The sequence below is a fragment of the Methylobacterium ajmalii genome, from assembly GCF_016613415.1.
Taxonomy (GTDB): Bacteria; Pseudomonadota; Alphaproteobacteria; order Rhizobiales; family Beijerinckiaceae; genus Methylobacterium; species Methylobacterium ajmalii.
Genome location: NZ_JACWCT010000059.1, coordinates 20,938 through 27,639, shown reverse-complemented (window position 1 = coordinate 27,639; position 6,702 = coordinate 20,938). Strand labels below are relative to the sequence as shown.

Below are 6,702 nucleotides of genomic sequence, written 5' to 3'. Positions count from 1 at the left end.
TCCACCTGATCGTGTGAGCACCGAAACGTCAGACCAGCATCATCCTACTCACGACCGGTTCCGAAGGAACCGACCCGCAGGGACGACGCCGTCCACGCTTCTCTTTCTCGTATGAACTTGTCAAAGAGCCGATCCGGTCGAAGCCGGATCTCGACCTTTCCAGAAACGAAAAGCGGCGCCGGGTTGCCCTGGCCCTTGCTCGCTCGTCTCGGGGGAGGTTCAGCGGGGCGGCCAGTTCGTCGACGCCCCGTCGGTGAGCGGCTGTCTAAGGGTAGCCGGCTCCCCTGTCAACACGCGAATCGGTCGTGTCCGAGCGGGGCAGGGCTCCACCCGAACACGACCGGTATCGTAAGGGAAAAATCACGAGACAGGCGTCGGTTCCACGCTGGCTGGCAAATTTGCGACAGTCTCGCACCGTGGGGCCGGTCGGGGGAGTGAAGACCTGGACGCCCGCTTCTTCTAAGGTGCGGCCGACGAGGCAGGAGACCGACGGCGAATGCGCAACGCCCTTCCGCCCATCGCGGTGATCGGGGCCGGGTTCAGCGGGACGATGGCCGCCCTTCATCTGAGCCGGCTGATGCCGGAGCGCTCGGTCCTTCTATGCGAGAAGTCGGGCGCCTTCGCCCGCGGCCTCGCTTATGCGACGGGTTGCACCGATCACCTGCTCAACGTGCGCGCCACCAACATGAGCGCGTTTCCGGATCGGCCCGATCACTTCTCCCGCTGGCTCGAGAACTGCCCCCTCGACGGCGCCGCCTGGACTCGCTCGACATCGGCCGGCGTGTTCGCGGCGCGTGGCCTCTACGGTCGCTACCTCACCGAGTTGCTGCTCGCGGCCCTGTCCGAGCCGGGCACCGCGCCGCGCCTGATGCTCGAGCACGACGAGGTGGTGGACCTCGCGCCCGAGGGTGAGGGCTTCTGCCTGACCCTCGCGGCAGGACGGCGCCGCCATGTCGCCGGCGCCATCCTGGCTTGCGGCAATCTCCGCGCCCCGGGCAATCTGAAGAGCCGCTACGCGGTCGACCCCTGGGATGGCGCGCCGCTCGACGACCTGCGGCCGGACCTGCCTCTGCTCATCGTCGGGACCGGTCTGACCATGGTCGACGCGGTCGCTGCCCTGCGGCAGCGTGGGTTCGCCGGGCCGATCCTGGCCGTGTCGCGCCGCGGCCTGCTGCCCCAGGTCCATGCGCCGACCACGCCCTGGGCCACACCGGACGTGCCGGATGCGGCGCGCCGCTCGCTCGTCACGTTGTTGCGCGGCGTTCGGGCGGAGGTGCGACGGGCCGAAAGCGCCGGGGCCGACTGGCGAAGCGTGGTGGATTCCCTACGTGGCACCAGCATCGATCTGTGGCGCGGCCTGCCGCTTTCCGAGCAGCATCGTTTCCTGCGCCATCTGCGCGCGTTCTGGGACGTGCACCGCCACCGGATGGCGCCACCGGCGGCCGAGATCATCGCGCGAGAATGCGCCGGTGGAGGGCTGACCGTGCTCCGGGGCCGAGTGATCGGCATCGAGGACCGGGCGGGGCATGCCCGTGTCACCGTGCGCGAGCGCAGTGCGGCTGTTTCGCGGGTCATTGAGATCCAGCGGATCATTGATGCGTCCGGGGTCGGACGGGTCGCGGACACTAACGACCTGCTGCTGCGACGCCTGATGGCCCGGGGGTTGATTCGTCCGGATGTCCTGGGGCTGGGCCTCGCGGTCTCCGACGACCTCGCGGTCCTCGATCAACGCGGCGAGGTCGGACTCCCGCTCTGGACACTGGGGCCATTGTTGCGCGGTACATTGTGGGAATGCACGGCGGTCCCTGACATCAGGGGCCAAGCGGCGGAACTCGCCCGGACGGTGGCCGCACGGCTGCAGAATGCTCCGCCCGGCGAGGCGCGGGAGACGGCATGATCCCGGTCGAGAACCTGTGGCGCGTCAGAGGCTTGCCAGGAACGGCGATATCCTTTGGCTAGTTCCATAATCATCCTTATGCGATCGGCGTGCGGCATAGAACGGCTTGGGTCGTCCCAGTCTGTCCCTTGGGCACGGATCTGGCGCGGATCGGGAAACGGACGTGGGATTGCCCTGAGGCGGACGATTCGAAGCGGCGATACTCCCGCCTCGGCTACCCGCCCGCCCCTCGTCTCCGAGCAGGTGCCTTGCCCAACGCCTGCAACCAGGCCTCCCTGAGCAGCCAAGCCCCCTCGTTGTCGATAACGGGGCAAGCCAAATTCCCTCGCCTTTATGCCGTCCGTCTCGGCGCCAGCCAGGCCCCCGCGAAGCGAAACACCGGCTCGCCGCGCTGGTTGGTGCCGGTGGCCGTGTGGCTGACGACGCCCCAGCCCGAGCGGGTGCGCGAGGGGCGCGCCTCGGTCAGGGTCACGTCGTAGCGGATCGTGTCGCCGGCATAGACAGGCTTCAGCCACTGCAGGTCGCGAAAGCCCGGCGAGGGTCCGCCCTCGACCACGGGCTCGCCGCGCGGGAGGGCCAGCGCCCGGCCGCGGTCGCGGCCGGCCACCATCCGCTTCATCCAGGCCGCGGCGGTGTGCCAGCCCGAGGCGCACAAGCCCCCGAAATGGGTTTCGGCGGCCGCCGCCTCGTCGACGTGGAATGGCTGCGGGTCGAAGGCGCGGGCAAACCGCAGGATGTCGTCGCGGGTGAAATGGTGGGCGCCGAGGTCGAAGGTGCGGTCGAGCGGCATGTCCTCCAGGTAGCCGGAGGGCAGCGCCTCGCCCTCCGGCAGGTCGCTCGGGGCCGGTTCTTCGGGCGGGCGCGGGCGGGGTGGCAGGGGCGGCGTGCCGCGGCGGCCGAACATCGCCCAGAAATCCTGGGTCATCACCGCCTGGCCGGCGCCGTTCTGGATCTCAAGGAGGAAGCGCACGAAGCCGCGGTCGGGCTTGCTGCCCGAGGGGCGGCTCTCGGTGACGCTCATGCGCATCGACAGGGCATCGCCCGGGCGGACCGGGCGCAGCCAGCGCACCTCCTCGATGCCGGGCGAGCCCATCGAGCTCGATTGCAGGATGAAGCCGTCGGCGACGAGCCGCATGCCGAGCGCGCAGGTATGCCAGCCCGAGGCGATCAGCCCACCGACGAAGCTATCCGTCGCGACAGCTTCGTCGACGTGGAAGCCCTGCGGGTCGAACTCGCGGGCAAACCCCACGATGTCGTCGCGGCTGACGTCGAGCGGCCCGAAATCGAGCCGGAGGCCGGGCTTGAGGTCCTCGAAGCAGTAGCGGGGCATGGCTGTCGGCGTCCGGCGCGGGTCGGGCCGCCGGGCTAGCACGGGCAGGCGCCTACCCGAAAGCGCCCGCGGCCTTGTGGGCGAGCCGGATCGGCTCCGGCTGCCGGAACTTCGGCGCGCAGGCGAGCACGAGGGCGACGCTCGACGGGATGTCGGAGAGGTGGCCGGGCGAGATGAAGAGCGGGTGCTTGCCCGTGCGGGTGCGCAGAACCGCGCCGATCGTCTCGCCCTTGTCGATCAGCGGCTGATGGGCGCCCTTCTCGTCGTCGAGCGGTGCGTTGCGGCCGCACAGACGGGTCTTGCCGACGCCCACCGTCGGGCGCTGCAGCCACAGGCCCATATGGCTGGCGATGCCGATGCGGCGCGGATGCGCGGTGCCCATGCCGTCGAACAGGAAGACGTCCGGCTCGACGCTCAAGCGTCCGAATGCCTCCTCCAGCACCGGGCCCTCGCGGAAGCTGAGGAGGCCCGGCACGTAGGGGAACGGCGTCGGCATCTCGGCGGTCACGGTCTCGACCACCCGGAAATCGGGAAAGGTCGCGACCACGATCGCGGCGTGCGAGCGCTCGTTCTTCACGCTGACGTCGACGCCGGCGACGAGCCGCACGGCGTCGAGGTTCAGGGGCCGGTCGGCCACGACCTCGCCGGCGAGCTGGCGCTGGAGCGCGACGGCCTGCACCGGCGTCAGGTCCCAGCCGTGGCGCCGGACGAGGTCCATCAGGTGTTGAAGCGGAAGTGCAGCACGTCGCCGTCCTGCACCAGGTACTCCTTGCCCTCGAGCCGGAGCTTGCCGGCCTCGCGGGCGCCGGCCTCGCCCTTCAGCGCCGTGTAGTCCGAGAAGGCGATGGTCTCGGCCCGGATGAAGCCCTTCTCGAAGTCGGTGTGGATCACCCCGGCGGCGCCCGGCGCGCGGGTGCCCTTGGTGATGGTCCAGGCCCGGGCCTCCTTCGGCCCCACGGTGAAGTAGGTGATGAGGCCGAGCAGCTCGTAGCCGGCGCGGATCACCCGGTTGAGGCCCGGCTCGGCGAGGCCGACCGCCTCCAGGTACTCGACCTGCTCGGCCGGCGGCAGTACCGCGATCTCGCTCTCGATCTTGGCCGAGACGACGACCGCCTTGGCGCCCTCCTCCTTCGCGCGGGCGAAGACGGCGGCCGAGTGGGCGTTGCCGGCGTCCGCCGCGCCTTCCTCGACGTTGCAGACGTAGAGGACGGGCTTGGCCGTCATCAGGCCGAGCTGGGAGAACAGGCGCTCCTCGTCGGCCTTGCGCTGGACGAGGCGGGCCGGCTTGCCGTCGCGCAGGAGCGGCAGCGCGCGCTGGACGAGGTCCAGCACCTCCTTGGCCTCCTTGTCGGCACCCTTGGCCTTCTTCTCGAGGGCGGTGAGGCGCTTCTCGAGGCTGTCGAGGTCGGCGAGCATCAGCTCGGTCTCGATCGTCTCGATGTCGGCGATCGGGTCGACCTTGCCCTCGACGTGGGTGACGTCGCCGTCCTCGAAGCAGCGCACGACGTGCGCGATCGCGTCGACCTCGCGGATGTTGGCGAGGAACTGGTTGCCGAGCCCCTCCCCCTTCGAGGCGCCGCGCACGAGGCCGGCGATGTCGACGAAGGTCAGGCGGGTCGGGATGATCTCCTTCGAGGAGGCGATCCGCGCGAGGTCGTCGAGGCGGCTATCCGGCACCGCCACCTCGCCCACGTTGGGCTCGATGGTGCAGAACGGGTAGTTCGCCGCCTGCGCCGCCGCGGTCTGCGTCAGCGCGTTGAAGAGCGTCGACTTGCCGACGTTCGGCAGGCCGACGATGCCGCATTTGAAGCCCATCAGATCGTTCCGTTCGATTCGTGGAGACCGCCGGCCCGCGGCCGTGTTGCGTCGCCATTGAGGGGTCGGGCCGCGCGGGTCAAGCCGGCTTCTCGCCCACGCACTTCACCTCGTCCCAGCCGCGTCCGGCCATGGCGAGGTGGACCTTGTTCTGGAAGCGGGCATCCTCGCCGGCGGCCATGAGATCGGCGGCGTCGGCCATCGCGTCGCACAGGTCCTCGACCCACGGCATCTCGGCCTTGGCGAAATCGTTGAGTACGTAGGCGTGGACGAGGGCCTTGTCGCCCGGATGCCCGATGCCGAGGCGGGCGCGCCAGTACTCGTTGCCGCATTGCGCGGTGATCGAGCGCAGGCCGTTATGGCCGGCATTGCCGCCGCCCTTCTTCACCCGCAGCTTGGCGGGCGCCAGGTCGAGCTCGTCGTGGAACACCACGACGTCCTCCAGCGGGATCTTGTAGAAGCGCTGCGCCTCGGCGACCGCCCGGCCCGATTCGTTCATGAAGGTCAGGGGCTTGAGGAGCAGCACGCGCTCGGAGCCGACCACCGCCTCGGTGCAGTCGCCCTGGAACTTGCGCCGCCACGGCGCGGCGCGGTGCCGGCGCGCGATCGCGTCGAGCGCCATGAAGCCGATATTGTGCCGGTTGCCCGCGTAGCGCGTGCCGGGATTGCCGAGGCCGACGAACAGCCGCATGGCGAAACGAGGCTCCCCGAGAAATGGGAAACGCCCCGGGTCTCGCGACCGGGGCGTTTCGATGCGGTCGAGAGGTGAGCCGTGACCGGCTCAGTCCTCCTTGGCCTCGTCTTCCTTGGCGGCCTCTTCGGCAGCCTCGGCCTCGACCTCGGCGGCCGACTCGGCGCGGGCGGCCTCGGCCACCGCGGCCTCCTCGGCCTCGACCTCGGCGCCCAGCACCGTCGGCGGCACGACCGTGGCGACGACCTCGTCACCGCCGAGCACGACGGAGACGCCGGCCGGGACCGGCAGGTCGGAGACGTGGACGGTGTCGCCGATCGCCTTGCCGGTCAGGTCGACGGTGATCGCGTCGGGGATCGACTCGGGGGCCACCTCGACCGTGACGGTGTGGTGCACCACGTTGAGCGTGCCGCCCTCCTGCTTGATGCCGGGGGCCGCGTCCTCGTTGGTGAAGTGCACCGGCACCTCGACCTCGATCGACTGGCCGGCGACGACGCGCAGGAAGTCGATGTGCAGCGGGACGCCGGTGACCGGGTCGAGCTGGAAGTCGCGCGGGATCGCCCGGACCTTGCGGCCGCCGGCGCTGATCTCGAACACGGTGGTCCGGAAACCGCCGGCGTAGATCAGGGTGCGGGTGCGAATGAGGTCGATGGCGATGGCCTGCGGCGGCTGGTTGCCCCCGTAGATGACGGCCGGCACCTGGCCCTGGCGACGAACGGCCCGGGCGGCCCCCTTGCCGACCCGGTCGCGTGCCACGGCCTCAAGCGGCTTCACGGCGCTCATGGCGTGATCCTTAAAACTGGTGTTTGCGGATGGCTCAAACGCCGAAGGCCGCCCCCTCGAGGACGGCCCTGTGAACCGACGTCGCCACGCCCGTCCCCGCGAGGGGAGATCCGGCCTCCAAGGGTGTCCGGCGGGCGGGGAGCCCCTAGCAGACATCGCCCAGGATGGCAAGAATCCACCCCGGAC

At 70.2% G+C, this 6,702-nt stretch carries 6 protein-coding genes; 1 reads left to right on the top strand and 5 read right to left on the bottom strand.

The annotated features are described in order from the left end of the window. The first annotated feature begins 496 nt into the window (after nucleotides 1-496). Entirely contained in the window at nucleotides 497-1,897 is a 1,401-nt protein-coding gene (locus HPY23_RS10870) for an FAD/NAD(P)-binding protein (protein WP_091887301.1), read from the top strand. A 331-nt stretch (nucleotides 1,898-2,228) separates the two neighbouring features. On the opposite strand, the gene HPY23_RS10865 is transcribed toward HPY23_RS10870, so the two are convergent. The 5 genes from HPY23_RS10865 to HPY23_RS10845 form a co-directional block, all read right to left on the bottom strand. Next, entirely contained in the window at nucleotides 2,229-3,227 is a 999-nt protein-coding gene (locus tag HPY23_RS10865; RefSeq protein WP_091887303.1) for a MaoC family dehydratase, read from the bottom strand. Between the two features lie 52 nt (nucleotides 3,228-3,279). Beyond that, entirely contained in the window at nucleotides 3,280-3,945 is a 666-nt protein-coding gene (gene nfi, locus HPY23_RS10860) for a deoxyribonuclease V (protein ID WP_091887305.1), read from the bottom strand. Beyond that, a complete protein-coding gene (gene ychF / locus HPY23_RS10855) occupies nucleotides 3,945-5,042 on the bottom strand; it encodes a redox-regulated ATPase YchF (RefSeq protein WP_060850177.1) in 1,098 nt (365 codons plus the stop codon). Before ychF ends, nfi begins: the two co-directional genes overlap by 1 nt. 79 nt (nucleotides 5,043-5,121) lie before the next feature. After that, complete coding sequence (pth, locus tag HPY23_RS10850) at nucleotides 5,122-5,733, bottom strand: aminoacyl-tRNA hydrolase (protein ID WP_091887307.1); 612 nt, start codon at nucleotides 5,731-5,733, stop codon at nucleotides 5,122-5,124. 90 nt (nucleotides 5,734-5,823) lie between these two features. Further along, entirely contained in the window at nucleotides 5,824-6,516 is a 693-nt protein-coding gene (locus HPY23_RS10845) for a 50S ribosomal protein L25/general stress protein Ctc (RefSeq protein WP_091887308.1), read from the bottom strand. Nucleotides 6,517-6,702 lie beyond the last annotated feature (186 nt).

What these genes read in the sequence shown, in the direction of transcription:
- HPY23_RS10870 (WP_091887301.1), top strand. Translation starts at nt 497, where the DNA reads ATGCGCAACGCCCTTCCGCCCATCGCGGTGATCGGGGCCGGGTTCAGC.
- HPY23_RS10865 (WP_091887303.1), bottom strand. Translation starts at nt 3,227, where the DNA reads ATGCCCCGCTACTGCTTCGAGGACCTCAAGCCCGGCCTCCGGCTCGAT.
- nfi (WP_091887305.1), bottom strand. Translation starts at nt 3,945, where the DNA reads ATGGACCTCGTCCGGCGCCACGGCTGGGACCTGACGCCGGTGCAGGCC.
- ychF (WP_060850177.1), bottom strand. Translation starts at nt 5,042, where the DNA reads ATGGGCTTCAAATGCGGCATCGTCGGCCTGCCGAACGTCGGCAAGTCG.
- pth (WP_091887307.1), bottom strand. Translation starts at nt 5,733, where the DNA reads ATGCGGCTGTTCGTCGGCCTCGGCAATCCCGGCACGCGCTACGCGGGC.
- HPY23_RS10845 (WP_091887308.1), bottom strand. Translation starts at nt 6,516, where the DNA reads ATGAGCGCCGTGAAGCCGCTTGAGGCCGTGGCACGCGACCGGGTCGGC.